The organism is Actinacidiphila bryophytorum (assembly GCF_016916835.1).
Taxonomy (GTDB): Bacteria; Actinomycetota; Actinomycetes; order Streptomycetales; family Streptomycetaceae; genus Actinacidiphila; species Actinacidiphila bryophytorum.
Genome location: NZ_JAFFIX010000001.1, coordinates 156044 through 181561, shown reverse-complemented (window position 1 = coordinate 181561; position 25518 = coordinate 156044). Strand labels below are relative to the sequence as shown.

Here is a 25518-nt window from a genome sequence, read left to right as displayed (position 1 = left end):
CTGAAACGTCGAACGGTCCGCGCCCTCCCCTCGTACCGGTGGGCGGGCGCATCTGCGAAGGACGAAGGAGTACTCGATGCATCAGGCCAGGAAAACCACCAAGCGCTGGCTGCTCGCCGGAGGTGCCCTCGCTGCGGCCGCCGCCTTCACGGTCACGGCCCTGCCCAGCGCGAACGCCTCCTCTCCCGCCGACCGCGGCCACCGCTCCCAGCCGGTCACCGTCCATGTGCTGTCGCCCGAGCGGCGCGACAACACCGGTGCCGAGGGCAAGGGATGGTTCGTCGACCTGGAGCTGGTCTTCCACGACAAGGCGATACACCGGACGGGCTTCACCGCCCCTCAGCTCACCGGTCCCGGAGCGCACAACAACACGGCGCCATTCCCCGGCCTTTTCTCACCCGGCCAGGACGAGTCGCTCCCCGGTCTGGTGGTGCTGGACTCCACGGTCACCTCCCAGGCCCCCTTCGCCGGCCCGGGCACCAACCTCGCCAACCTCTTCAACCTGACCGGGGTGACGCACCGCACGGCGCACGAGACCCGGATCTCGGACACCTGGATCGTGGGCAACCCCATCGCGGGCACGGACACCGACAGCGTCCTCACGGTGGCGGTCGTCGACGACCTCGACCACGACGGTGTCTACGACGACGCTCCGGGTGTCGTTCCCGACGCGAACCACGACGGCGTGGTCAACGCCGCCGACCTCCAGCGCCTCGGCATCGCGTCGGACGTGGTGCAGGTTCCCTTCCACATCGACGGCGCCCCTGTCGCCTGATCCTCCGCACCCTTCCGACCTGCGCGAACACCCAGGTTACGCCCCGACGGCGCCCAGAGAGCCGTCGGGGCGTAACCCCGGCACGTATCACCTGTGGACAGCAGATTTCGTGGATCTTGTCCGAAATCATGAGCTTTGACATATGTGGTGCGCGAGGAGAAGCATGAGTGCAGGTATCGAGTTGCCGCCCGGAGGGTCCTTGCGGGCTCCGCCACGGGGCTTCAAGGCCCGGGCCACGGCAGTGGCCCTGGCCGCGACGGCCGCGATGACGATGGCGTCGCTGCCCTCCGCGCAGCCGGCCCGGGCGGACACCCCGGCCGGGCCGGTGCTCGGCGTCCTGGGCAAGATCATCCCGTTCGTCAGCTACGCCCAGACGGCCTACGGCCTGGCCGACAAGTACGTGTTCAGCGCGCACGACCCCGCCCTGATCCAGCAGATCCAGGCGCTGATCCAGGCGTCGTCCACGGACATCAAGAACCAGGTCGACGCCGACGCCGCAGCCGAGACGACCGGCCACGCAGGCACCGTCATCGAGCAGTTCGAGAGCTTCGACACCCTCGGCGACGGCGACGCCCTGAAGGCGTTCGTACGTGACGCCGTCGATGTCGTCGAGGTGGCCAAGGCCCAGATCAACAACGTGTCGTCGCCGGCGTCCGTGGACGAACTCGCCTTCGACCTGAACATCATCGGCCCGATCGCCCTGACGGCCTCCGCGAAGGCCGGCCAGTCCACCACCACCCTGCGCGCGGACATCATCGCGGCGAACCAGAAGATCGTGCAGCGGCTCACGCCCACGTGCGGCGTCTACACGCCGAACCCCTGCAGGGCGCACCGGTGGCGCTGACCGCCGAGACCGCCGCCAACCAGGCGGGCGCGCCGCTGGGCGTGGTCGGGACGAACGGGCCGGGCGACGCCTTCCGCGCGCATCTGAACCCTGAGGCCGCGCATCCGGGCAATGCGGTCTTCGTCCCGTTCACGGGCTTCGACACGCTGCACGAGTTCAGGTCGATGGCGACCGGGGTGAACGTCGACGGGCGGGTCGAGGTCTTCGCCATCGACCGTATCGGCCAGTTGTGGCACCGGTTCCAGATCGTCGCGGGCGCCGACTCCAGCTTCTCGCCGTGGGCGAAGTTCGACAGCTCCGCCTTCGTCAGCGTGTCCGTCGCCCGCAACCAGAACGGCGCGCTGCAGGTGTTCGCCTCCAACGCCTCCGGCCAGGTCTTCACCCGCACCCAGGTCCTCAGCAGCGACACCTTCCCGACTCCGGCCAACCCCAAGCCGGCAGTCGACACCTGGACCCCCTGGGCGGCGCTGACGAACGGCTGGATCAGCCAGGTCGCGGCCGCCACGAACAGCCTGGGCCGCATCGAGCTGTTCGGACTCGGCATCGGCGGTGTGCTCTTCCAGCGCCAGCAGCTGAAGCCCAACGCCACGGACCCCTCGACGGCGGGCACTTGGAGCGAGTGGGCGCCGGTCAACCACGCTCCCGCGCACCTGCGGGAGATCTCGGTCACCACCGCCCCGGCCACGGGCAGGGCGCTCTTCCTCGCCGGCCTGACCGACAGCTTCCAGCTGTTCGAGGCGATGAAGCTGACCGACACCTTCTCGGACGCCGACTTCACCCACTGGGGCCAGGTCCCGGCCGGCATCCGCCACATCGCCGTCGGCAACGAGGCCGGCAGCAGCGGGGCTGTCCAGATGATCGGCACGAACTCGGCGGGCAGCGTCCTGCGGAACAGTGTTCCCGACAGGGTCGGGGGCACCATCGACGCGGTCGTCCCGACCCCGCCCTCCACCGCCTGGACCACCCTCCCCGGCCGGCAACTGGGCGTCTTCACCAGCTGACACCGCCCCAGCGAGACGGGCCACCCGCCGGCATGGCCGGCGGGTGGCCCGCGTCCGTCGTGGTCCGTCTGCCGTGCGGAAACGGGAGGCCGGGGAACGCGTCAGGCGAGTCCGGGTGACAGCCCGTGCTCTTCCTTCCGGTCGAGCACCTGCGAAATTGCGCCCTGCAGCAGCAGGCGCAGGGGTTCGGTGTTGCCCTGGACCCGGGAGAGCAGCACACCGCCCTGATATGCGCCCAGGAGCAGTTCGGCGTGAGCTGTCACGTCCGAGTCGGCGGGGAGAACTCCGCCGCGGGCCAGACCGGCCAGTCCTTGGGCGATGGCGTCGCGCCATCGGCTGAACGCGTTCGCCAGGGCAGACCGCAGCGCCGGTTCGTCCTCGGTCAGTTCGGCCGCGAGCGCACCGAGCGGGCAGCGGATCGGGGCGTCGTCGGCACCGTGGGACCGGACCAGGAAGTCCGCCCAGCCCAGGAGGTCACCCGCCGTCGACATCGCGGACAGATACGGCTGCTGGGCGGTCAGCACGTGCTCGGTCTGGCGCTCGACGACGGCGAGGACCAGATCGGTCTTCCCCGTGAAGAAGTGGTAGATCTGGCCCTTGCCGGTCTTGGACGCCTTGGCGATCTGGTCGAGCCCCGTGGCCCTTACGCCCTGCACGTAGAACAACTCGCAGGCCGTGTCCAGAATGCGCTCCAGCGACGCACGTCCGCGATCGGTGGCGGGGACCGACTTCATGGCGCGATGGTACGCCGGTCCCGCTACGGCCTCCTGCGCCGCGTCGGCGGCCTCCATTGCCGCGCCGGCGGCTTCCTTTGCCGCCGCACCGCCGGGCGGCGAGGGCCGGCCCGTCACTCCGCGCTCCCGACGGGCCGGTCGAGCCAGACCCGGTCCCGCAACACGATGCCGTCGATCACGACGGGGTCGGGATAACCGGTGGCCGGGGTGAAGGCGTCGCGCTCGACCGAGCGCATCCGGAAACCCATCCGCTGGTAGAAGCGCAGGTTCCCGATATCAGCCGCGGCCGTCGCCACGAGCAGCATCGTGGCGGCTTCGCCGGTGAGCAGTTCCACGGCCGCCTCGACGAGCCGCCGGCCGATACCGCGGCCCTGCAGATCCTCGCGTACGGCCATGTTCTTCAGCTCGAAAGTGCCGGCACCGTCTGCGTCCACCAGCTGCAGGTGCCCCGCCGCCCGGACGCCCGGCACGGCCGCCACCAGGACCCGACCCTCGTCCAGGTAGGCGTCCAGCTGCACCGCCGAGTCCTCGGCCAGCTCGAACAGGTCCCGCAGGTCCCCGCGAGGCCCGGCGTACAGCTCGACGAGTACGTCCTGCTGCTCGCCGCCACGCCCGGAGCCGCCGCCGGCAGGGGATGAGGGGGTGGACGTCATGGCTGCTCCTCGGCATCAATGGAACGTTCGGTACAGCAACTGTACCGAACGGTACAACGCAGCGCCGGAGAACGCCATGCCGTGGCCCTCTCCTCGCCACGCGCCCACCACCGGTCCCGATCAACCGCACGCCCACGGTGGGCGGAAAAGTTATCCACAGGCCGGAGAATCCCCCTTCCCTCCGGCGCCGCCGTCGGCCTACCTTTGACTCAGGCAAAGATTCGACGAACGGCAGAACGGGGGGCGGACCATGGCCGTCAGGGAGATCCGCGAGTTCAACCGCTTCTACACCAACCTCATCGGGGCGCTCGACTACAGCCGCCACCTGCACACGCCTTTCACGCTCACCGAGGCGCGGGTGCTGTACGAGCTCGCGCACAGCCGCCGCACCGACGCGGCCGACCTGCGGGCGGCGCTGTCGATCGACGCGGGCCACCTCAGCCGGATGCTCGCCGGGTTCGAGCAGAAGCAACTGGTGACGCGGCGGCCCTCGGAGGAAGACGCACGGCGGCAGCGGATAGAGCTGACCACACGCGGGCGGGAGGCCGCGGGCCTGCTCGAGGAGCGGTCGCAGGAGGCCGTGGGTTCGCTCGTGGGCCGGATAGCGCCGGGCGACCGGCCGCGGCTGACCGCCGCCATGCGGACCGTGCAGGACATACTGCGCGACGGGCGGCCGGTCCACCCTGCCGCCGGCGAGGTCACCCTGCGGGGGCCGCGCCCGGGCGATCTGGGGTGGGTCGTGGAGCGCAACGCGGCGGTCTACGCCGAGGAGTTCGGGTGGAACGAGGAATACGAGGCGCTGGTCGCCCGGATCGTCGCCGATTTCGCCGCCGAGCACGACCCGGAGCGGGAGGCCGTGTGGATAGCGGAGTTGGACGGGCTCAGGGCTGGCTGCGTCTTCTGCGTGCGCGACGAGGCACCCGGCACCGCGCGGCTGCGGCTGCTGCTGGTCGACCCGGCCGCACGGGGGCACGGCATAGGCAGGCAACTGGTCGAGACGGTCATATCCTTCGCCCGATCGGCGGACTACAGCGATCTCGTGCTGTGGACGAACGACGTCCTCGCCGGCGCCCGGTCGATCTACCAGCGGGCCGGATTCGAGCTGGTGGAAAGCCGCCCGCACCACAGCTTCGGCAAGGACCTGGTGGGGCAGGACTGGCGGCTGGCGCTGTAGCCGGCAGCCCTGCCGGCGGGGCGTGCACGAGGCGCGGCACCGGGCGGATCGCGGTTGACCTGGTCGGATCGGGTGCCTAGTGTCCGGCGAATGAGACTCGCCTTCTCCACCCTCGGTGTTCCCGAACTGCCCGTCGAGCAGGTGGCCCGGCTCGCGGCGGACAACGGCTTCCACGGCGTCGAGCTGCGCGCGAGCCCGGAAGGCCCGGTGCACACCGGGCTGTCCGCCGACGAACGCGCCGATGTGGCGGCGGGGTTCCACAAGGCGGGGGTCGAGATCCTGACGGTCGCCGGCTACGCCAAGGTCGCCGCCGCAGGTGACGACGGGCCGGTGCTGGACGAGATCGGCGCGGCGGTGCAGCTCGCCCATGACCTGGGGGCGCCGTTCGTGCGGGTCTTCCCCGGGGGCGCCGGGCTCGGCCGGGAGGAGGCCGACGGGCTGGCCGCGCGGCGGCTCGCCGCCGCTGCGCCGGCGGCCGAGGACCTGGGGGTGCGGGTGCTGCTGGAGACCCACGACTCGCACCGCGGCGGCGCGGACGTGGCGCGGGTGCTCGGGCGGGTGGGGCATGTCGCCGCGGGCGGGCTGTGGGATGTCATGCACACCTGGCTGGCCGGCGAGCAGCCGTCGGCGACCTTCCCGGCGCTGGCGCCCTATCTCGGCTACGTCCAGGTCAAGGACATCGCCTCGGCCGCCGACACGACGCCGCTGCCGCTGGGGGCGGGAGTGCTGCCGCTGGCGGAGACCGTCGAGGTGCTCAGCCGGGCCGAGTGGGACGGCTGGCTGTGCTGGGAGTACGAGAAGCGGTGGTATCCGCAGGCCGCGGAGCTGCCGGCGCTGTTGGGGCCGGCACGGGACCACCTGACGCGGCTGCTGACGGAGTCGGCCTGAGGGAGGCCGACCTGGCCAGGTCGGCTCTACCCGGGCCGACCTGACCCGGCGCGGGGGCCGAGCGGCGGTCGTCCGGGCCGGCGCGGGTCAGGGGCGGCCGCGGTCATACAGGCCTGCCGGGGGCGAGGAGAGCGAGGAGGAGGGGCGGATGCTCGATCTGGGGCGCCTGAAGGCGCTGCACGCGGTGCACACCCATGGCTCGATCGGCGCTGCGGCCACCGCGCTCGGCTACACGCCCTCTGCGGTGTCGCAGCAGATCTCCAAGCTGGAGCGGGAGACGCACACGGTGCTGCTGGAGCGGCAGGGCCGCGGGGTGGCGCTCACCGACGCCGCGCATCTGCTGGTCACCACGGCGGAGCAGTTGCTGTCGATCGTGGAGCGGGCGGAGGTGGCGCTGGAGGAGCAGCGCGGCAGGCCGTCGGGGCGGCTGACGGTGGCGGCGTTCCCGACGGCGGCCTGCGGGCTGCTGCCGCCGGTCCTGGCGGAGCTGGCGGCCAAGCACCCGTCGCTCGACCTGCGGCTCGTCGAGGTGGACGCGCATCTGTCGGTCGACCTGGTGGCCCGCGGTGTGGTGGATCTGGCGGTGGCGCACGACTGGGACATCGCCCCGCTTCCGGCGCCCGAGGGCGTGGAGCGGGCGGTCGTCGGCGACGACCGGTGCGACGTACTGGTGCCGGCCGGGCACCGGCTGGCGGACCGGGAGGGGCTGCTGCGCTCCGACGTGGCGCGGGAGCGGTGGATCTGCCAGCCGCCGGGTTCGGTCTGCCACGACTGGCTGGTCAGGACGCTGCGGGAGGCGGGGACCGAGCCCGACATGGCGTATCAGGTGGGTGAGTACCGCACCCAGGTGGCGCTGGTGGAGGCCGGCCTCGGGATCGCGCTGGTGCCCAGGCTCGGCCGCGGGGAGATACCCGCGGGGGTGCGGGTGCTGCGGCTGGAACCGGCGCCGGTGCGGCGGCTGTACGCGCTGTGGCGGGCGGGTGCCTCCCGCAGGCCGTCGATCGGGGTGGCGGTGGACACGCTGCGGGCGCACTGGCCGGCGGACGGCTGACGGGGTGTGGGGGCGGGTCGACCCGGACGGGTGCCGCCGTGCGGGCGTACGGAACCGGAGCGGGCTGACGTCCGTCCCAGGGGCATGGGACGGATGACGGCGGTGGGCAGGGCGGTCGCGGGGACGGCGCTGGCCGCGGCGCTCGGGGGGCTGGGTGCCGGGTGCGCGGGCCAGTCGGGAACGGGCGGGCCGGACGGGTCGCCGGGCTCCGGGCCGGGCACGGCGGGCACAGGCGGCGGGGCCGCGGGTGACCGGGTGGTGTACTTCTCCACCACACCGAAGGGTCCGACGGACGATCAGCAGGTGCTGCACGACCGGGCCGAGGCCGACCGGTACGCCGCGCGGTTCGCGGCGCGCGACCCGCAGGCGCAGGCGCAGATCGCGGCGGCGGGGCGGGCCACCGACTTCACGCGGCAGGTGCTGGTCGGCTGGACGGCGACGACCGGGTGCAGCGCGGCCACCTCCGCGGCGCTCACCGTGTCGGGCGACCGGGTCGCGTTGCAGGTCAGCCAGCCGAAGCCGCCCCCGGAGTGCGTGATGGCCTTCCGGGTCTCGGTGGTCTTCCGGGTGGCGAAGGAGCGCATGCCGGCGCAGCCCGTCTTCGGCTGACGGGCGGTCGGCTGCCGAGCGGCGGCCGGGCGGAAGGACAGATACCGCAGGGCGGCTCGTGCGAAGGGTTCGCCCAGGCCATTGACTGGCGAAAACTTCCACGCTATCCGTGTACATCTGGAAATTACTTTCATCGTGTGCACTCTCCTCCGTCCAGAAGGAGTCCGTCTTGCACCACCACCCGTCCCGCCGCAGTGTCATCACCGCAGCCGCCGCCGGTTCCGTCGCCGTGGCCGGCGCGGCGCCCGCCGTCGCCGCCGGCTCCGGGTCCGCCCTGAGCAGCGCGGACCGCCGAAGAATCCGCGCGATCATCCAGCGGATGAGCCTGGAGGAGAAGGTCGGCCAGCTCTTCGTCATGCGGATCTACGGGGCCTCGGCCACCGACCCCGACCCCGCGGACGTGGCCGCCAACCAGGCCGAGATCGGCGTCGCGAACGCCGCGGAGCTGCTCGCCACCTACCACGTCGGCGGCATCATCTACTTCGCGTGGGCGCACAACACGCAGAACCCGCACCAGATCGCCGACCTGTCCAACGGCATCCAGCGCGCCGCGCTCTCGCACGGCACCCCCGTACCGCTGCTGATCTCCACCGACCAGGAGCAGGGCGCCGTCGCCAGGATCGGCGCGCCCGGCACGCTCTTCGGCGGCGGCATGGCTCTCGGCGCCGACGGCAGCACCTCGGACGCGCGCACCGCCGCCCGGGTGATCGGCACCGAGCTGGCCGCCATGGGCGTCAACCAGAACTACTCCCCCGTCTCCGACGTCAACATCAACCCGGCCAACCCCGTGATCGGGGTGCGCTCCTTCGGCGCCGACCCCACCGCGGTCGCCGCGCTGGCCGCCGCCCAGGTCAAGGGCTACCAGAGCGCCGGCATCGCCTCGACTGCCAAGCACTTCCCCGGGCACGGCGACACCGGCACCGACAGCCACTTCTCACTGCCGGTCATCACCCACTCGCTGGAGCAGTGGCAGACCATCGACGCCCCGCCCTTCCGCGCGGCGATCGCGGCCGGCATCGACTCGATCATGACCGCGCACCTCCTGGTGCCCGCCCTGGACGACTCGGGCGACCCCGCGACGCTGTCGTACCCCATCCTCACCGGGGTGCTGCGCGAACAGCTCGGCTACGACGGCGTCGTGGTCACCGACGCGCTCGACATGGCGGGGGTGCGGGAGAAGTACGGCGACGACCGGGTCCCGGTGCTCGCGCTCAAGGCGGGCGTCGACCAGTTGCTCAACCCGCCGCTGCTGCCCGTCGCCTACCAGGGCGTCATGGACGCCGTGGCCTCGGGCGAGCTGACCGAGGAGCGGATCGAGGTGTCGCTGGAGCGCATCCTCGCACTGAAGTTCCGCAAAGGCCTCTTCCGCAACCCGTTCGTCACCCACGCCGGGGTCGACCGGGTGGTCGGCACACGCTCGCATCTGGCGACCGCCGACCGGATCACCGAACGCGGCATCACCCTGCTGGCCGACGACGGCGGGACGCTGCCGCTGCCCCGCCGCTCGCACCGCAACCTGCTGGTGGTCGGCGCCGACCCGGCGGCGCCCTCGGGCACCGGCGGCCCGCCCACCGGTGTGCTGGCCAAGGCCCTCACCGACCTCGGCCACCCCGCAACGGCGCTGTCCACCGGCACCGCGCCGTCGCAGGCGGTGATCGCCCAGGCGGTGGCGGCAGCCGCGGGCAAGGACGCGGTGGTCGTCTGCACCTACAACGTGACGTCCGCCTCGCCCTCGCAGATCGCCCTGGTCACCGCACTGGCCGCGACATCGGTCCCGGTGGTCACGGTCGCGATCCGCAACCCCTACGACATCGCCTACCTGCCGCAGGTGTCCGCCTCGCTCGCCACCTACGGCTGGACCGACGTCTCGATGCGCGCCGTCGCCCGGGTCATCGCCGGCAAGGCGCGACCGGCCGGCCGGCTGCCGGTCGCGGTGCCGCGGGCCGACGACCCGGCGACACCGCTCTACCCGATCGGCTACGGCCTCGACTACTGACAGGGCGGCAGATGCGGGCGGACGGCTGGTCAGGCGGCCGCCCGCACCTCGCCGGTGAAGGTGCGCCACAGCTCGGCGTACCGCCCGCCGCGGGCCAGCAGCGCCTCGTGCGTGCCGTCCTCGACGACCTTGCCGTGGTCGAGGACCACGACCCGGTCGGCGCGTGCGGCGGTGCTCAGCCGGTGGGCGACCACCAGGGTCGTGCGGCGGGTCGCGAGCCGGTCGGCGGCCTGGTTGACCAGCCCCTCGGTCGCCAGGTCCAGCGCGGCCGTCGCCTCGTCCAGCAGCAGGATCGCGGGGTCGACCAGTTCGGCGCGGGCCAGCGCGATCAGCTGCCGCTGTCCTGCCGACAGATTCCTGCCGCGCTCGGCGACCTGGTGCAGGTAGCCGCCGTCGAGGGTGGCGATCATCGCATGCGCGCCCACCGCCCGGGCGGCGGCCTCCACCTCGGCGTCGGTCGCGTCCGACCTGCCGTAGGCGATGGCGTCGCGCACGGTGCCGGGGAAGAGGTACGGCTCCTGCGGGACGACGCCGAGCCGCTGCCGGTAGCCGGTCAGGTCGAGTTCGCGGATGTCGTCGCCGTCGACCAGCACCGCACCGTCGGTCGGGTCGTAGAACCGCGCGACCATCTTCACCAGCGTGGACTTGCCCGCGCCGGTCTCGCCGACGAAGGCCACCGTCTGGCCTGCGGGGATCCGCAGCGAGATCCCGCTCAGCGCCTCGGGGTTGTCCGCCTGCGGCCCGCCGTAGCGGAAGTGCAGGTCGCGGAAGGTGATCTCGCCGCGCAGCGGGCCGACCTCGCGGGGTTCCGCGGCCGCCGGGGTGGTGGTCGGCTCCCGCAGCAGCTCGCGGATCCGGCCGAGCGAGACCGACGCCTGCTGGTAGCCGTCGAAGACCTGCGAGAGCTGCTGCACGGGCGAGAAGAACAGGTCGATGTAGAGCAGATACGCCACCAGCGCGCCGGCCGTCAGGGTGCCCGCGCTCACCCGGTGCGCGCCGACGATCAGCACCAGGGCGGCGGCGACGCTGGAGAGCAGCTGCACGAACGGGAAGTACACCGAGATCAGGAACTGCCCGCGCACCCGCGCCCTGCGGTATTCGTCGCTGCGCTGCGCGAAGCGCTCGGCGCCGCGCCGCTGGCCGCGGAACGCCTGGACGACGCGCAGCCCGGCGACGTGCTCCTGCAGGTCGGCGTTGACGACCGCGACCTTCTCCCTGGCCAGCTCGTAGGCCTGCACCGACTTGCGGCGGAAGACCCAGGTGCCCACCACCAGGATCGGCAGGGTGGCGAAGACCAGCAGGGCCAGTTCGACGTCGATGGCCAGCAGCGCCACCAGGATGCCGCCGAAGGTGAGCACGCTGACCAGGGCGGTGACCAGGCCGGTCTGCAGGAACGTGGACAGCGCGTCCACGTCGGTGGTCATGCGGGTCATGATGCGGCCGGTCAGCTCGCGCTCGTAGTAGTCAAGGCCGAGCCGGTGCAGATGCGCGAAGATCTTGACCCGCAGCGTGTAGAGGACCCGTTCGCCGGTGCGCCCGGTGAGCAGGGTCGAGCCCCATTCCGCCGCCCACTGGGCCAGCACCAGGCCGAGGCCCAGCAGGGACGCCACCCAGACTGCGCCGAGCGCCTGGCGCCGGACACCGGCGTCGATGCCGTGCCGGATGAGCACCGGCAGCAGCAGCCCGGCGAGCGCGTCGACCGCGACCAGCAGCAGGCTCAGCAGCAGCGGGGTGCGGAAGCCGCGCAGCAGGCTGCGCAGGCCGAAGCCGTGGTCGGCCTGCGCGGCCTGCTCCTCGTCGACCCGCGGGGTGTCGTCGGCCGGCGGCAGGGCGGCGACCTTGGCGAGCAGCTCCGGGGTGGCGGGCATGCCCGCCAGGGCGCCGGCCATCGCGCCGGGTCCGGCCACCGGGCGAGGCTGCGCGGCGGCGCCCGACGGCGGGGCGCCGGCCCCTTCGTCGTCCGCGGGACGGCGGTCGGCCGGCCACAGCTCGGGGGTGACGTCGCCCTCCGCCGTCTCCGCGTCGGCCGCTGACGGCTCCGCGGCGCGGGCGAGTGCCCCGGCCGGGTCGATCTCGACCACGTCGGCGCCCAGCGCGTCCGGGTCGGTCAGCAGGGCGCGGTAGAGGGCGCTGCGCTCCTGCAGCTCCTCGTGGGTGCCGATGTCGGACAGCCGCCCCGCGTCGAGGACCGCGATGCGGTCGGCGAGCGCCAGGGTGGAGCGGCGGTGGGCGATCAGCAGCGTCGTACGGCCGCGCATGACCTCGCGCAGCGCGTCGAAGATCTCCGCCTCGACCCGGGCGTCGACCGCCGAGGTGGCGTCGTCGAGCAGCAGCAGCCGGGGGTCGGTGAGTATCGCGCGGGCCAGTGCGACGCGCTGCCGCTGGCCGCCGGACAGGGTGAGGCCCTGCTCGCCGACCACCGTGTCGTAGCCGTCCGGCAGCTCGGTGATGAAGTCGTGCGCCTGGGCGGCGCGGGTGGCGGCGAGGATCTGCTCCTCGGTCGCGTCCGGGTGGCCGTAGGCGATGTTGGCGCGGACGGTGTCGGAGAACAGGAAGCTGTCCTCGGGGACCATGCCGATGACCGACCGCAGCGAGTCGAAGGTCAGCTCCCTGACGTCGGTGCCTCCGACCAGGACGGCGCCCTCGGTGACGTCGTAGAGCCGGGGCAGCAGCAGCGAGACGGTGGACTTGCCCGAGCCCGAGGCGCCGACGACGGCGACCGTCTCGCCGGGGGCGAGGGACAGGTCGAAGCCGTCGAGGACCGGGCGGTCCTTGCTGTAGCCGAAGGTGACGTGGTCGAACTCGACGGTGGCGGGGGCGTCCGCGGGCAGCTCCTTGCTGCCCTCCTCCAGCGTCGGCTCGGTGTCGATCAGCTCGAAGACCCGCTCCACGCCGGCCCTGGCCTGCTGGCCGACGGTCAGCACGATGGTGAGCATCCGCACCGGGCCTGTCAGCTGGGCCAGGTAGGTGGAGAAGGCGACGAAGGTGCCCAGCGTGATCTGCCCGCGGGCCGCCATCCAGCCGCCGAGCGCCAGCATCCCGATCTGCCCGAGCGAGGGCACCGCCTGGAGGGCGGGGGTGTAGCGGGCGCTGAGCCGGACCGTGCGCAGCCGCCCGGCGAAGAGCCGGCGGCTGACCGCGGCCAGCTTGCCCATCTCCTGCTGCTCCTGGCCGAAGCCCTTGACGACCCGGACGCCGGTGACCGAGCCGTCGACGATCCCGGCGACGGCGGCGGCCTGCCCCTGGGCGTACCAGGTGGCGGGGAAGAGCCGTTTGCGGGAGCGGTCGGCGATGAACCACAGGGCCGGCGCCACGGCCAGGGCGACGAGGGTGAGCAGCGGCGAGAGCACCAGCATGACCACGAGCGAGAGCACGAACAGCAGCAGGTTGCCGATGACCATGGGCAGCATGAACAGCAGCCCCTGGATCAGCTGCAGGTCGCTGGTGGCGCGGCCGACGACCTGCCCGGTGCTCAGCTCGTCCTGGCGGCGGCCGTCGAGCCGCATGATCGTGCGGAACATCTCCTGGCGCAGGTCGTGCTGCACGTCGAGGGCGAGTCGGCCGCCGTAGTAGCGGCGCATGTACGTGAGCGCGTAGACCACGACCGCGGCGATGATCAGCGCGACGGCCCAGGGGGCGAGCGGCTTGTCGTGCTTGACGATCACGTCGTCGATGATCAGCTTGGGGACCAGCGGCACCAGTGCGGTGACCGCCATGCCGGCCAGCGAGGCGCCCAGCGAGAGCAGCACGGCGCTTCTGTACCGCCAGCAGTACGCCGTCAGCCGTCGGAGCCACCCCTGCTCCTGGCCGCCGTCCCTCGCCGCCGTCACCGGCTTCGCCGTCGTCACGCGGTCCTCCCACCCCATCGTCGGTCGTCCGTCACTGTGTGCTCGCTGCGTTCGCTGCCCGGAACCTGGTGCTGTCCCGCTCGGACGCTGCAACGCGCCCGGCCGCACGATTCATCCTCCTGCAACAAACCAACGACCAAGGTCGCACACGAGTGCGACATTGGTCGTAATCCCTTCGGGTGATTCGGTGCCGGCGGGCGCCGACGGATGCCGGCGCCCGATCCGGCGGCGGTGTCAGCGGGCGGCGGCGATCTGCCGGGACATGATCGTGGTCAGCTCGTAGGCGGTGTGCGAGGCCGCGACCGAGGTGATCTCGGCGTGGTCGTAGGCCGGTGCGACCTCGACCACGTCGGCGGAGACCAGCCGGCAGCCGGCCAGGCCGCGCAGGATCTCCAGCAGCTCGCGCGAGGTGAGGCCGCCCGCCTCCGGGGTGCCGGTGCCGGGCGCGTGGGCGGGGTCGAGGACGTCGATGTCGACCGAGACGTACAGCGGCCGGTCGCCGATGCGCTCCTGGAGCTGCTGGACGACCTCGTCCACCCCGCGCCGCATGACGTCGGCTGAGGTGACGATGCCGAAGCCCATCCGCTCGTCGTCGTCGAGGTCCTGGCGCCCGTACAACGGGCCGCGGGTGCCGACGTGGCTGAGCGCCGACGTGTCGAGGATGCCCTCCTCGACGGCCCGCCGGAAGGGCGTGCCGTGGGTGTAGGCAGCGCCGAAGTAGGTGTCCCAGGTGTCCAGGTGGGCGTCGAAGTGCAGCAGCGCCACCGGGCCGTGCCTGCGGGCGACGGCCCGCAGCAGCGGCAGCGCGATGGTGTGGTCGCCGCCGAGCGTCATCAGCCGGGCGCCGGTGCCGAGCAGGTCGTCGGCCGCGCCCTGGATCGTCTCCACCGCCTCGCCGATGTCGAACGGGTTGACCGCGATGTCGCCGGCGTCGGCGACCTGGGCCAGCGCGAAGGGCGACGCGTCCTGCGCCGGGTTGTACGGCCGCAGCAGCCGGGAGGCCTCGCGGATCGCGTTGCCCCCGAAGCGGGCGCCCGGCCGGTAGGAGACCCCGCTGTCGAAGGGGACGCCCACCACCGCGACGTCGGCGGCGCCGACCTCGTCCAGGCGCGGCAGGCGGGCGAAGGTCGCGGGGCCTGCGTAGCGCGGGATGCGCGAGGAGTCGACGGGGCCGCGCGGCTCTGCGCTGCTCATGGTGGCTGCCTTTCGTGGTGGCTTGATGCGTGGCTTGTGCGTGGCTCGTGCCTGGCTCACCGGGGTGCGGTGCGGCTCCGGCCGACCGTACGCCGCCGCCGGAAGTCCCCGAAATGTACGTTTCCGCGCATCGGCGGTGTCTATTACGCCTCGGCGTCGATCCGCGGGACGTCGCACGTGGGCGTGCCGGGGCGGGACAATGTCCCCATGCCCAAGGATGCCGCCGCTGCCGCGCCCACTCGCCGCGCCCTCGTCTCCCACCTGATACGCACCCGGATCGCCGGGGACGTCGCCACCAGCCGGGAGAACAACCTCGACCACTATCGCGAGCTGGCGGAGGGCAACCGCTACTACTGGTTCGGGCTCGACCTGGGCAGCCGCTGGACCGACCGGGCGGACGTGCTGGAGCTGATGGCCGAGCGCTGCGGTGTGGTGCCGGACGCGGGGCATCGCAGCGGGCAGGACACGATCGACCCCGAACTGACGGTCGACGCGCTGGACCGGATGGCCGTCGTGCTGCACAAGGCGGTGGAGAACCGCTCCCGGGTGCTGCTGGCGACCGGGCACCCCGCCGGGCTGTACGCCGTGCACCATGCGCTGGCCGCCGCGCTGCGGGCGGCGGGCTGCACCCTGATCACACCGGCCGAACACCTCTACGCCGACGGCGGCGAGATCCGCCACCTTGGGGCGGTCTCCATGCTGCACCGGGCGGGCGGCCTGGTGCACACCCACTCGCCGGACCCGATGCGGGAGATCCTTGCCGCGCTGGAGCGGGACGGCCAGGCGCCGCCGGACCTGGTGGTCGCCGACCACGGCTGGGCGGGCTGCGCGGGCGGCCGCGGCATCGACACGGTCGGCTTCGCCGACTGCAACGACCCGGCGCTCTTCGTCGGCGAGGCCGAGGGCAGCCTCCTGGTGACGGTGCCCCTCGACGACAATGTGCCGCCGCACCACTACGCGCCGATGACGGCGTATCTGCTGGCCGCCGCGGGCCTGCCGCTGCCCGCCTGAGGTCCCCCGCGGGTCCGCGCGGACCTGACGTGTCCCCGATCCCTCGTTACGATCAGTGAAGGAAGCCGAGGAAGGCAGGGGCACTGTGGTCCAGGTAGCGATCGTCGACGACGAAGCGCTGGTCAGGGCCGCCCTGCGGAGCATCCTCGAATCCTCGGGCGACATCCGGGTCGTCGCGGACTGTGACGGCCACCAGGCACTGGCAGCGGTCTCCGCGGCCCGCCCGGACCTGGTGCTGCTCGACGCGGTGATGCCGGGGCCTGACGACGGGCTGAGCGTGCTGCGGGCGCTGCGGGCGCTCCAGGACCCGCCGGCGGTCGCCATGCTCACGGCGTTCGACACCAGTGCGCATCTGCGGGCCGCGATGGCGGCGGGGGCGAGCGGTTTCCTGCTCAAGGACACGGCGGTCGGCACGCTGATCGACGCCGTGCGCATCCTGGCGGCCGGCGGCACGGTCTTCACTCCGACGGTCGGCCGTGCGGTGGTCGACGGCTACCTGGGCGAGGGGCCTGCCGATGCCGCGCCGGATGCGGTGACCGGTGCGCGGGACGCCGCCATAGCCACGCTCACCGACCGCGAGCGCTCGGTCCTGCGGCTGCTCGCCGCGGGCGAGCCCAACGCCGCCATAGCCGACGAGCTGCGGATATCCGTGGGCACGGTGAAGGACCACGTCCGCTCCGTGCTGCGCAAACTCGGCGCCCCCAACCGGGTGGCCGCCGCCGTCGTCGCCCACCAGACGGGTCTGGCCCGGCTGCCGGAGCGCCCGTGAAGCTCCGCTCCACGGCCCCCGACGCCGCGCTGCTCGCCCTGTCCGCGACCGAGGTGTGGGCCACCCGCTCCTTCGGCGGCCCGGTGGCCCTCGGCTTCGCCTGCCTGGGCACGGCCGCGCTCCCGGTCCGGCACCGCTTCCCGCTCGCGGCCTTCGCCGCCACGCTGCCCGCCCTGGCGCTCGGCTACATCTGGTTCTCGCCGATGGGCGCGCTCTACGAGATCGCCGCGGGACGCACGGGCCGTTCCCCGGCGCATACGCGGTGGCCCGCCTCCTGGCGGGTGACCGCGCGGGCGGCGCTGACCGGCGGCTGCGCGCTGGTCGCCGCGGTGGTGAACTTCGTCCCCTGGCCCTTCCGCGACCCCGTCTCCTGGACCCTGTCCGACACGATCCTGGCGGTGATGCTGTCCGCGCTGCTCGCGGTCGCACCGACCGCGCTGGGGCTGCTGGCCGCCTCCCGGCGCGAGCTGGGCGGGCGGCTGGACGAACTGGCGGCCAGCAGGGAGCGGGAGCACGCACTGGCGGCCGACCAGGCGGTCGTACGGGAGCGGACCAGGCTGGCCCGCGAGATGCACGACACGGTCGCGCACCACCTCAGCCTGATCGCCGTGCAGTCCGGCGCGCTGGAGGTGACGGCCGAGGGCCCGCGGGCGCGGGCCGCGGCCGGGGCGGTGCGCGAGCTGAGCCGGGACGCGCTGGACGAGCTGCGCCGCATGGTCGGCCTGCTGCGGCTGTCGGTGACCTCGGGGCAGGAGCTGGCCGCCGGTCCCGGGCTCGCCGGAATTCCGGCGCTGGTGGCCGCGGCGGGGCCGCAGACACGCGGTGAGCTGGCCGGGCTGGCCGACGGGCAGGCGGGAGACGCGCCGCCCGCCGAGGTGCAGCACGCGGCCTACCGCATCGTGCAGGAAGCGCTCACCAATGTGCGCAAGCACGCGCCTGGCGCGCGGACCCGGGTGCTGGTCCGGCGGGCCGGCGGCGTCCTGCTGGTCGAGGTGCGCAACGGCCCGGGTTCGCAGGCCGCCCCCGCCGCGCTGCCGTCCGGCGGCCACGGCCTGGCGGGCCTGCGCGAGCGGGCGGTGCAGCTCGGCGGCGACTTCGACGCGCTGCCTGCCGCCTCCGGCGGCTTCCTGGTCCGTGCCACCCTGCCGGTCACCCCGGCGACCGAGGCGGCCTGAACGCGATTCCGGGCGCCATGCCGCAGCCTGCCCGTCCTGGAGCACGGCCCCGCGTCGTCCCCGCGGTGCGCCTGCCCCTCAGGTGCGCGGGCGGGCGTCAGGGACGCAGCCTTCCCCGCCCTGACGGTCCGGTCCCGGCCCGATCGGTGGCGGGGTCGCGCCGCCGAACCTGGAGACGTGCCACGGCCGGGTCGTCCCGGCGGCACCCGCCCGTCAGGTGCGCGGGATGCGGACCAGGCCCTCCTGGATCACCGAGACGGCCAGCCGGCCGTCCTGGGTGTAGATGCGGGCGGTGCCCAGGCCCCGGCCGCCGGACGCGGACGGGCTCTGCTGGTCGTACAGCAGCCACTCGTCGGCGCGGAAGGGCCGGTGGAACCACATGGCGTGGTCCAGGCTGGCGCCGACCACGTCGCCGACCGCCCAGCCGCCGCGGCCGTGGGCGAGCAGCACCGAGTCCAGCAGCGTCATGTCGGAGACGTACGTGGCCAGGCACACGTGCAGCAGCGGGTCGTCGGCGAGCTTGCCGCGGGTGCGGAACCAGACCTGCGAGCGGGGCTCGCGCGCGGTGCCCGCGGTCAGGAACGGCGGGTCCTCGACGTAGCGCAGGTCGACGGCGGCGCGGGCTTCGAGCAGCCGGTCGATCACGCGGGGGTCGGGGAACTTGTCGGCGTGGACGGGCAGCAGCTCCGCGGCCTCCGGCAGGGTCTCCGGGTCGGGCGCCTGCGGCATCGGCTCCTGGTGCTCAAGGCCCTCCTCGGCGGTCTGGAAGGACGCCGAGAGGTGGAAGATCGGCTGGCCGTGCTGGATCGCGACGACCCGCCGGGTGGTGAAGGAGCGGCCGTCGCGGATCCGGTCGACCTGGTAGACGATCGGCGCGCCGGGGTCGCCGGGGCGCAGGAAGTACGCGTGCAGCGAGTGCGCGCCGCGGTCGGCGGGCACGGTGCGGCCGGCCGCGACCAGCGCCTGTGCGGCCACCTGGCCGCCGAACACCCGCGGGACGACCGCCGTGCGGCTGATCCCGCGGAAGATGTCCTGCTCGATCCGCTCCAGGTCGAGCAGGGCGAGCAGGGCTTCAAGGGGCTCGTTCAGTTCGCTCACAGGCCCATCGACTTGGCGATGATCGACTTCATGACCTCGCTGGTGCCGCCGTAGATGCGGTTGACGCGGTTGTCGGCGTACAGGCGCGCGATCGGGTACTCGTTCATGTAACCGTATCCGCCGTGCAGCTGCAGGCAGCGGTCGATCACCCGGGCGGCGACCTCGGTGCAGAACAGCTTCGCGGACGCGGCGTCGGCGGCGGTCAGCTCGCGCAGGTCGTGGGCCTCCAGCGCCCGGTCCACAACGGCCTGGGCGGCGTCGACCTCGGCCTTGCAGGCGGCCAGTTCGAACTTGGTGTTCTGGAAGGACGCGACGGTCTGGCCGAAGACGGTGCGCTCCTGCACGTACTCCTGCGCGAACCGGATCGCGGCCGCGGCCTGCGCATAGGCGCTGACCGCGATGGCCAGCCGCTCCTGGGGGAGGTTCTGGCCGAGGTAGGAGAAGCCCTTGCCCTCCTCGCCGAGGAGGTCCTCCAGCGGCACCTTCACGTCGGAGAAGGACAGCTCGGCGGTGTCGGACGCCTTCAGGCCGAGCTTGTCCAGCTTGCGGCCGATCGCGTAGCCCTCGGACGCGGTGTCGACGACGAAGAGCGAGATGCCCGCCCTGCGGTCCTCGGGCGTGGCCGGCGCGGTGCGGGCGCACACGATGACGCGGTCGGCGTGGACGCCGCCGGTGATGAAGGTCTTGGCGCCGTTGAGCACGTAGTGGGTGCCGTCGGCGGAGAGCTTGGCGGTGGTCTTCATGCCGGCCAGGTCGGAGCCCGTGCCGGGTTCGGTCATGGCGATCGCGAACATGGTCTCGCCGCTGGCGAACCCGGGCAGCCAGCGCTTCTTCTGCTCGTCGGTGGCGTAGGCCATCACATACGGCAGGCACAGTCCGGCGTGCACGCTGCTGCCGCCGAAGGTGACCCCGGCGCGGGCGCACTCCTCACTGAGGACGGCCTGGAACTTGAAGCTCTCCTCGCCGGCGCCGCCGTACTCCTCGGGCACTTCGATGCCGAAGACGCCCAGCTCGCCGAGCTTGTGGTAGAAGTCGCGCGGCACCTGGCCTGCCGCCAGCCACTCGTCGTAGACGGGGACGACCTCGGCCTCGATGAAGGCGCGTATCGTCTCGCGGAATGCCTCGTGGTCCTCGTTGAACACCGTACGACGCACAGCGCGCCTCCCGTCGGCGAGTGGTGACTGACCGCTGCTCCCTGCTGGTAAGCAAGCGCTCAGTAAGTTACCCGCCAGTCCGCCGCGCTGTCCAGGGCGCCCAGGGCGCCGAGGGCCAGGCGGCGCAGCAGCTCCGACATCTCCGCGCGGCCGGGCAGGCTGGACTGGGCGCCCAGGTGCGGGGTCGAGTTGAGCAGGCCGAAGACGCCGTGGACAGCGGCCCGCACCTCGCGCTCGGTGGCGCCGGGGTGGACCCGGCCGACCACGGCCACCCACTCCTCCACGTACTGCCGCTGCAGCTGGCGGACCAGCTTGCGATCGGACTCGCGCAGCCGGTCCAGCTCGCGGTCGTGCAGGGTGATCAGCGGCCGGTCGTCGATCGCGAAGTCGATGTGGCCGCGGATCAGCGCGTCGAGCGCCGCCTCGGGGCCGGACGCCTCCGCCACCCGCCGCTTGCCCGCGGTCAGCAGCCGGCCGCTGATCCCCACCAGCAGCTCGGCGAGCATGGCGTCCTTGCCCGCGAAGTGCCGGTAGAGCCCCGGGCCGCTGATGCCGACCGCGGCGCCTATCTCGTCGACCCCCACACCGTGGAAACCGCGCTCGGCGAACAGCCGGGCGGCCTCCCTGAGGATCTGGTCGCGCCGGCTGACCGCCGTGTTCGTCGAGTTCATGAGATCAAGTCTAGACAATCCGGTTAGCGAGCGTTAACGTAGTGTCATCAGTTAACGCTCGCTAACATCCTCACTCGCACCACCGGGGGGCCGAACCATGGCAGCACCCGCCCTGTCCAGCGCCGCGGACCCGGCGTCGGAGGCGTTTCGTGTCAACGCGCAGGCACACACCGCGCTCAGCGCCGAACTGCGCGACAAGCTGGCGGCCGCACGCCTCGGCGGCGGTGAGAAGGCCAGAGCCCGCCACACCGCACGCGGGAAGCTGCTGCCCAGGGACCGGGTGGACGGGCTGCTCGACCCCGGCTCCCCCTTCCTCGAACTGGCACCGCTGGCCGCCGACGGGATGTACGACGGGCAGGCGCCGGCCGCGGGGGTGATCGCCGGGATCGGCCGGGTCGCCGGGCGGGAGGTCGTCGTGGTCGCCAACGACGCCACCGTCAAGGGCGGCACCTACTACCCGATCACGGTGAAGAAGCACCTGCGTGCCCAGGAGGTGGCCCTCGACAACCGGCTGCCGTGCGTCTACCTCGTCGACTCCGGCGGCGCCTTCCTCCCCCGGCAGGACGAGGTCTTCCCCGACCGCGACCACTTCGGGCGGATCTTCTACAACCAGGCCACCATGTCGGCCCGCGGCATCCCGCAGATCGCCGCGGTGCTCGGCTCCTGCACCGCGGGCGGCGCCTACGTCCCGGCGATGAGCGACGAAGCGGTCATCGTGCGCAACCAGGGCACGATCTTCCTCGGCGGCCCGCCGCTGGTGAAGGCCGCCACCGGCGAGGTCGTCACCGCGGAGGAGCTGGGCGGCGGCGAGGTGCACTCCAGGATCTCCGGCGTCACCGACCACCTCGCCGAGGACGACGCGCACGCCCTGAGCATCGTCCGGGACATCGTGGCGACCCTGCCCGCCCGCGGCGCCCCGCCCTGGACGCTGCAGCCGGCCGAGGAGCCGGCGGTCGACCCCGCGGGTCTTTACGGGGCGGTGCCGGTGGACTCCCGCACCCCCTACGACGTGCGCGAGGTCATCGCCCGGCTGGTCGACGGCAGCCGCTTCGCGGAGTTCAAGGCGGAGTACGGCACGACGCTGGTGACCGGGTTCGCCCACCTGCAGGGCCACCCGGTGGGGATCGTGGCGAACAACGGCATCCTCTTCGCGGAATCGGCCCTCAAGGGCGCGCACTTCATCGAGCTGTGCGACCAGCGCGGCATCCCGCTGCTGTTCCTGCAGAACATCTCGGGATTCATGGTCGGCCGGCAGTACGAGGCGGGCGGCATCGCCAAGCACGGCGCCAAGATGGTCACCGCGGTGGCCTGCGCCCGGGTGCCCAAGCTCACCGTGGTGATCGGCGGGTCCTACGGGGCCGGCAACTACTCGATGTGCGGCCGGGCCTACAGCCCGCGCTTCCTGTGGATGTGGCCCAACGCCAAGATCTCGGTGATGGGCGGCGAGCAGGCCGCCTCGGTGCTGGCCACCGTCAAGCGCGACCAGCTCGCGGCGGCCGGCGAGAAGTGGAGCGAGGAGGCCGAGGAGGCCTTCAAACAGCCGGTCCGCGAGCAGTACGAGACCCAGGGCAACGCCTACTACGCCACCGCCAGGCTGTGGGACGACGGGGTGATCGACCCGCTGGAGACCCGCACCGTGCTGGGCCTGGCGCTCACCGCCTGCGCCAACGCGCCGCTGCCCACCGCCGATCCCGCCGCGCCCGGCTACGGCGTCTTCCGGATGTGAGGGCCGTGATGACCAGCAGTACACCCACCACGGGGGCCGCCCCCTTCGGCACCGTCCTGGTCGCCAACCGCGGCGAGATCGCCGTCCGGATCATCCGCACCCTGCGCGAGCTGGGCGTGCGCTCGGCCGCCGCCTTCACCGAGGCCGACGCCGGCGCGCGGCACGTACGGGAGGCCGACACCGCGGTGCGGGTCGGAAGCTATCTGTCGGCCGCCGACCTGGTGCGGGCCGCCGTGGCGGCCGGCGCGGGAGCGGTCCACCCGGGCTACGGTTTCCTGGCCGAGAACGCCGGCTTCGCCAGGGCCTGCTCCGAGGCGGGACTGGTGTTCGTCGGGCCGCCGGCCGCCGCGATCGAGCTGATGGGCGACAAGATCCGGGCCAAGCAGACCGTGCGGGCCGCGGGTGTGCCGGTGGTGCCCGGCTCCAGCGGCAGCGGGCTGTCCGACGCCGAACTGGCCGAGGCCGCCCGGGAGATCGGGCTGCCGGTGCTGCTCAAGCCGTCGGCAGGCGGCGGCGGCAAGGGCATGCGGCTGGTGCGGGACCCGGCGGCGCTGCCCGAGGAGATCGCCGCGGCCCGGCGCGAGGCCCTGGGGTCCTTCGGCGACGACACACTGCTGGTCGAGCGGTGGATCGACCGGCCGCGGCACATCGAGATCCAGGTGCTGGCCGACGCCCACGGCCAGGTGGTGCACCTGGGCGAGCGGGAGTGCTCCCTGCAGCGGCGGCACCAGAAGCTGATCGAGGAGGCGCCCTCGGTGCTGCTCGACCCGGCGACCAGGGCGGCCATGGGCGAGGCGGCGGTCCAGGCGGCCAGGTCCTGCGGCTACACCGGGGCGGGGACGGTCGAGTTCATCGTGCCGGGGGCGGACCCGTCGGCGTACTTCTTCATGGAGATGAACACCCGGCTGCAGGTCGAGCACCCGGTCACCGAACTGGTCACCGGACTCGACCTGGTGGCCTGGCAGCTGCGGGTGGCGGCCGGCGAGCGGCTGGACTTCGGCCAGCAGGACGTGCGGCTGAACGGGCACGCCGTGGAGGCGCGGATCTGCGCGGAGACCGCCAGGGCGGCCGACGGGCGGGTGGACTTCCTGCCCTCGGCGGGGCCGGTGCTGGCGCTGCACGAGCCGGCGGGGCGGCCGGGGGTGCGGGTCGACTCGGGGCTGCGGGAAGGCACCGACGTCGGCATCGCCTACGACCCGATGCTGGCCAAGGTCATCGCCCACGGGCCGGACCGGGCGACGGCGCTGCGGCGGCTGCGGGCCGCGCTGGCCGGAACGGTGGTGCTGGGGCTCGACACCAACACGGCCTTCCTGCGCAGGCTGCTGGAGCACCCGGCGGTCGAGGCGGGCGAGCTGGACACCGGGCTGATCGAGCGGGAGGCCGCCGCGCTGCTGCCGGACGGCGTGCCCGACGAGGTCTACGCGGCCGCTGCGCTGCTGCGGCAGGAGGCGCTGGCCCCGGCTCCCGGGGCAGGCGGCTGGACCGACCCCTTCTCGGTGCCCAGCGGCTGGCGGCTCGGCGGCGAGGCGGCCTGGACGGTGCACCACCTGCGGGTGCCGGGCCACGAGCCGGTCGCGGTGCGGGTCAGACAGGGCCAGGTGCGGATCGGCGACGCCCCCGCCATAGCCGCCCGGATCACCCTGGACGGGCCGCGGGCGCAGCTGCACACCGGTGACCTGGTGCACACCTTCTTCCGGGCCGGCCAGTGGCTGGGCCGGGACGGCGAGAGCTGGTGGGTGCAGCCCCACGACCCGGTGGCCGCGGCCCTGCGGGGTGCGGCGCTGGGCGCGGGCGGCGGCGCCCTGACCGCGCCGATGCCGGGCACGGTCACGGTGGTGAAGGTCGCCAAGGGCGACGACGTGACGGCCGGGCAGAGCCTGCTGGTGGTGGAGGCGATGAAGATGGAGCACGTGATCACCGCACCGCACGACGGGACGGTGACCGAGATCGACGTCAGCGCGGGGTCGACGGTGGCGATGGACCAGGTGCTGGCCGTGGTCACCCCCGCGGACCCGCCCGGCGCGGCCATGCAGGACCCGGCGGGCGGCACCCCCGGGGAGGCGTCATGACCGCGGCACGGACCGGGGCGCAGACCGGGGCCGCGACCGCCGCCTCGGCCGGGACAGCCGGCGGCACCGACGTGCCCGAGGTGCTCGGCCTGGGTCTGCCCGCGGCCGTGCCGGCGGACGGGCTGCCGCGGCGGGTGCGTATCCACGAGGTGGGCGCGCGCGACGGGCTGCAGAACGAGAAGCAGACCGTGCCGACCGCGGTGAAGGCGGAGTTCGTGCACCGGCTGGCCGACGCGGGGCTGACGACGATCGAGGCGACCAGCTTCGTGCACCCCGAGTGGGTGCCCCAACTCGCGGACGCCGCCGAGCTGATGCCGCTGCTCGCCGACCTCGCCGGCATCGGCGAGGGGGCAGGAGGCGCCGCCGTACGGCTGCCGGTGCTGGTGCCCAACGAGCGGGGCCTGGACCGGGCGCTGGAGCTGGGGGTGCGGGAGATCGCGGTCTTCGGCAGCGCCACCGAGTCCTTCGCGCGGGCGAATTTGAACCGGACGGTGGACGAGTCGCTGGCGATGTTCGAGCCGGTGGTGGCGCGGGCCAGGGCGGCAGGAGCGACGGTCCGCGGCTATCTGTCGATGTGCTTCGGCGACCCCTGGGAGGGGCCGGTGCCGATCGGGCAGGTCGCGGCGGTCGCCCGCCGCCTGTACGCGATGGGCTGCACCGAGCTGAGCCTGGGCGACACCATCGGGGTGGCGACGCCCGGGCAGGTCACGGCGCTGCTGGACGAGCTGACCGGCGGCCCGGCCGATGCCGCGGCCGGCGGCGGCATCGCGGTGGAGCACCTGGCCGTGCACTTCCACGACACCTACGGGCAGGCGCTGTCCAACACGCTGGCCGCGCTCCAGCGCGGTGTGACCGTCGTGGACGCCTCGGCCGGCGGGCTCGGCGGCTGCCCGTATGCCAAGAGCGCCACCGGGAACCTCGCGACCGAGGACCTGGTGTGGATGCTCAGCGGCCTCGGCATCGACACCGGGGTCGACCTCCACCGCCTCAGCGCCACAAGCGTCTGGATGGCGGAGCAGTTGGGGCGGCCCAGCCCGTCCCGTACCGTCCGCGCCCTCACCCACCGGGAGCAGTAGCC

21 protein-coding genes are annotated in these 25518 nt (G+C 73.3%); 14 read left to right on the top strand and 7 right to left on the bottom strand.

Features of this window, described 5'->3' with window-relative positions; all coding sequences use genetic code 11:
* The first annotated feature begins 76 nt into the window (after window positions 1-76).
* From JT723_RS00735 to JT723_RS00725, 3 genes are all read left to right on the top strand, one after another.
* Window positions 77-775 (top strand): hypothetical protein, encoded by a 699-nt coding sequence (locus JT723_RS00735; RefSeq protein ID WP_205042348.1) that lies wholly within the window; start codon window positions 77-79, stop codon window positions 773-775.
* Window positions 776-938: 163 nt separating this feature from the next.
* A complete protein-coding gene (locus JT723_RS00730; RefSeq protein WP_205042347.1) occupies window positions 939-1619 on the top strand; it encodes a hypothetical protein in 681 nt (226 codons plus the stop codon).
* Window positions 1610-2620, top strand: a complete 1011-nt coding sequence (locus JT723_RS00725; protein ID WP_205042346.1) for a DUF8189 domain-containing protein — start codon at window positions 1610-1612, stop codon at window positions 2618-2620. Before JT723_RS00730 ends, JT723_RS00725 begins: the two co-directional genes overlap by 10 nt.
* 101 nt (window positions 2621-2721) lie before the next feature.
* Here the strand turns inward: JT723_RS00725 and JT723_RS00720 are convergent, their stop codons facing one another.
* Both JT723_RS00720 and JT723_RS00715 read right to left on the bottom strand, forming a co-directional pair.
* Window positions 2722-3354 carry a TetR/AcrR family transcriptional regulator gene (locus tag JT723_RS00720; protein ID WP_205042345.1) on the bottom strand — a complete coding sequence of 211 codons (633 nt, stop codon included), beginning with the start codon at window positions 3352-3354 and terminating at the stop codon, window positions 2722-2724.
* Window positions 3355-3467: 113 nt separating this feature from the next.
* Complete coding sequence (locus JT723_RS00715; RefSeq protein WP_205042344.1) at window positions 3468-4007, bottom strand: GNAT family N-acetyltransferase; 540 nt, start codon at window positions 4005-4007, stop codon at window positions 3468-3470.
* Between the two features lie 250 nt (window positions 4008-4257).
* On the opposite strand from JT723_RS00715, the gene JT723_RS00710 reads away from it, so the two are divergent.
* The 5 genes from JT723_RS00710 to JT723_RS00690 all read left to right on the top strand — a co-directional run bounded on the left by JT723_RS00710 (window position 4258) and on the right by JT723_RS00690 (window position 9725).
* Window positions 4258-5181 carry a bifunctional helix-turn-helix transcriptional regulator/GNAT family N-acetyltransferase gene (locus JT723_RS00710; protein ID WP_205042343.1) on the top strand — a complete coding sequence of 308 codons (924 nt, stop codon included), beginning with the start codon at window positions 4258-4260 and terminating at the stop codon, window positions 5179-5181.
* Between the two features lie 90 nt (window positions 5182-5271).
* Entirely contained in the window at window positions 5272-6069 is a 798-nt protein-coding gene (locus tag JT723_RS00705; RefSeq protein ID WP_205042342.1) for a sugar phosphate isomerase/epimerase family protein, read from the top strand.
* 148 nt (window positions 6070-6217) lie between these two features.
* Entirely contained in the window at window positions 6218-7120 is a 903-nt protein-coding gene (locus JT723_RS00700; protein WP_205042341.1) for a LysR family transcriptional regulator, read from the top strand.
* 84 nt (window positions 7121-7204) lie between these two features.
* Window positions 7205-7729: a hypothetical protein gene (locus tag JT723_RS00695; protein WP_205042340.1), complete on the top strand. Its 525-nt coding sequence runs from the start codon at window positions 7205-7207 to the stop codon at window positions 7727-7729.
* 169 nt (window positions 7730-7898) lie between these two features.
* On the top strand, window positions 7899-9725 hold the full coding sequence (locus tag JT723_RS00690) for a glycoside hydrolase family 3 protein (RefSeq protein WP_205042339.1): 1827 nt from the start codon (window positions 7899-7901) through the stop codon (window positions 9723-9725).
* A 29-nt stretch (window positions 9726-9754) separates the two neighbouring features.
* Here JT723_RS00690 and JT723_RS00685 read toward each other — a convergent pair whose 3' ends face one another.
* Together JT723_RS00685 and speB are read right to left on the bottom strand one after the other, a co-directional pair.
* Window positions 9755-13591 (bottom strand): ABC transporter ATP-binding protein, encoded by a 3837-nt coding sequence (locus JT723_RS00685; protein ID WP_205042338.1) that lies wholly within the window; start codon window positions 13589-13591, stop codon window positions 9755-9757.
* 216 nt (window positions 13592-13807) lie between these two features.
* The gene (gene speB, locus JT723_RS00680) at window positions 13808-14767 is read right to left on the bottom strand and encodes an agmatinase (RefSeq protein WP_205042337.1); all 960 of its coding nucleotides are present in this window, start codon (window positions 14765-14767) and stop codon (window positions 13808-13810) included.
* A 207-nt stretch (window positions 14768-14974) separates the two neighbouring features.
* On the opposite strand from speB, the gene JT723_RS00675 reads away from it, so the two are divergent.
* The 3 genes from JT723_RS00675 to JT723_RS34760 all read left to right on the top strand — a co-directional run bounded on the left by JT723_RS00675 (window position 14975) and on the right by JT723_RS34760 (window position 17722).
* Window positions 14975-15778 carry a phosphatase gene (locus JT723_RS00675; RefSeq protein ID WP_205042336.1) on the top strand — a complete coding sequence of 268 codons (804 nt, stop codon included), beginning with the start codon at window positions 14975-14977 and terminating at the stop codon, window positions 15776-15778.
* Between the two features lie 85 nt (window positions 15779-15863).
* The gene (locus JT723_RS00670; RefSeq protein WP_205042335.1) at window positions 15864-16547 is read left to right on the top strand and encodes a response regulator; all 684 of its coding nucleotides are present in this window, start codon (window positions 15864-15866) and stop codon (window positions 16545-16547) included.
* Window positions 16544-17722: a sensor histidine kinase gene (locus JT723_RS34760; RefSeq protein WP_205042334.1), complete on the top strand. Its 1179-nt coding sequence runs from the start codon at window positions 16544-16546 to the stop codon at window positions 17720-17722. Before JT723_RS00670 ends, JT723_RS34760 begins: the two co-directional genes overlap by 4 nt.
* 213 nt (window positions 17723-17935) lie before the next feature.
* Here JT723_RS34760 and JT723_RS00660 read toward each other — a convergent pair whose 3' ends face one another.
* From JT723_RS00660 to JT723_RS00650, 3 genes are read right to left on the bottom strand one after another with little or no spacing between them, the layout of a single operon-like run.
* The gene (locus JT723_RS00660) at window positions 17936-18811 is read right to left on the bottom strand and encodes an acyl-CoA thioesterase (protein WP_205042779.1); all 876 of its coding nucleotides are present in this window, start codon (window positions 18809-18811) and stop codon (window positions 17936-17938) included.
* Between the two features lie 5 nt (window positions 18812-18816).
* Window positions 18817-19974, bottom strand: coding sequence for an acyl-CoA dehydrogenase family protein (locus JT723_RS00655; protein ID WP_205042333.1), 1158 nt, complete (start codon window positions 19972-19974; stop codon window positions 18817-18819).
* Window positions 19975-20033: 59 nt separating this feature from the next.
* Entirely contained in the window at window positions 20034-20645 is a 612-nt protein-coding gene (locus JT723_RS00650; RefSeq protein WP_205042332.1) for an SACE_7040 family transcriptional regulator, read from the bottom strand.
* A gap of 97 nt (window positions 20646-20742) precedes the next feature.
* On the opposite strand from JT723_RS00650, the gene JT723_RS00645 reads away from it, so the two are divergent.
* From JT723_RS00645 to JT723_RS00635, 3 genes are read left to right on the top strand one after another with little or no spacing between them, the layout of a single operon-like run.
* The gene (locus tag JT723_RS00645; protein ID WP_205042331.1) at window positions 20743-22371 is read left to right on the top strand and encodes a carboxyl transferase domain-containing protein; all 1629 of its coding nucleotides are present in this window, start codon (window positions 20743-20745) and stop codon (window positions 22369-22371) included.
* Window positions 22372-22379: 8 nt separating this feature from the next.
* A complete protein-coding gene (locus tag JT723_RS00640) occupies window positions 22380-24440 on the top strand; it encodes an acetyl/propionyl/methylcrotonyl-CoA carboxylase subunit alpha (protein ID WP_205042330.1) in 2061 nt (686 codons plus the stop codon).
* On the top strand, window positions 24437-25516 hold the full coding sequence (locus JT723_RS00635) for a hydroxymethylglutaryl-CoA lyase (protein WP_205042326.1): 1080 nt from the start codon (window positions 24437-24439) through the stop codon (window positions 25514-25516). Before JT723_RS00640 ends, JT723_RS00635 begins: the two co-directional genes overlap by 4 nt.
* Window positions 25517-25518 lie beyond the last annotated feature (2 nt).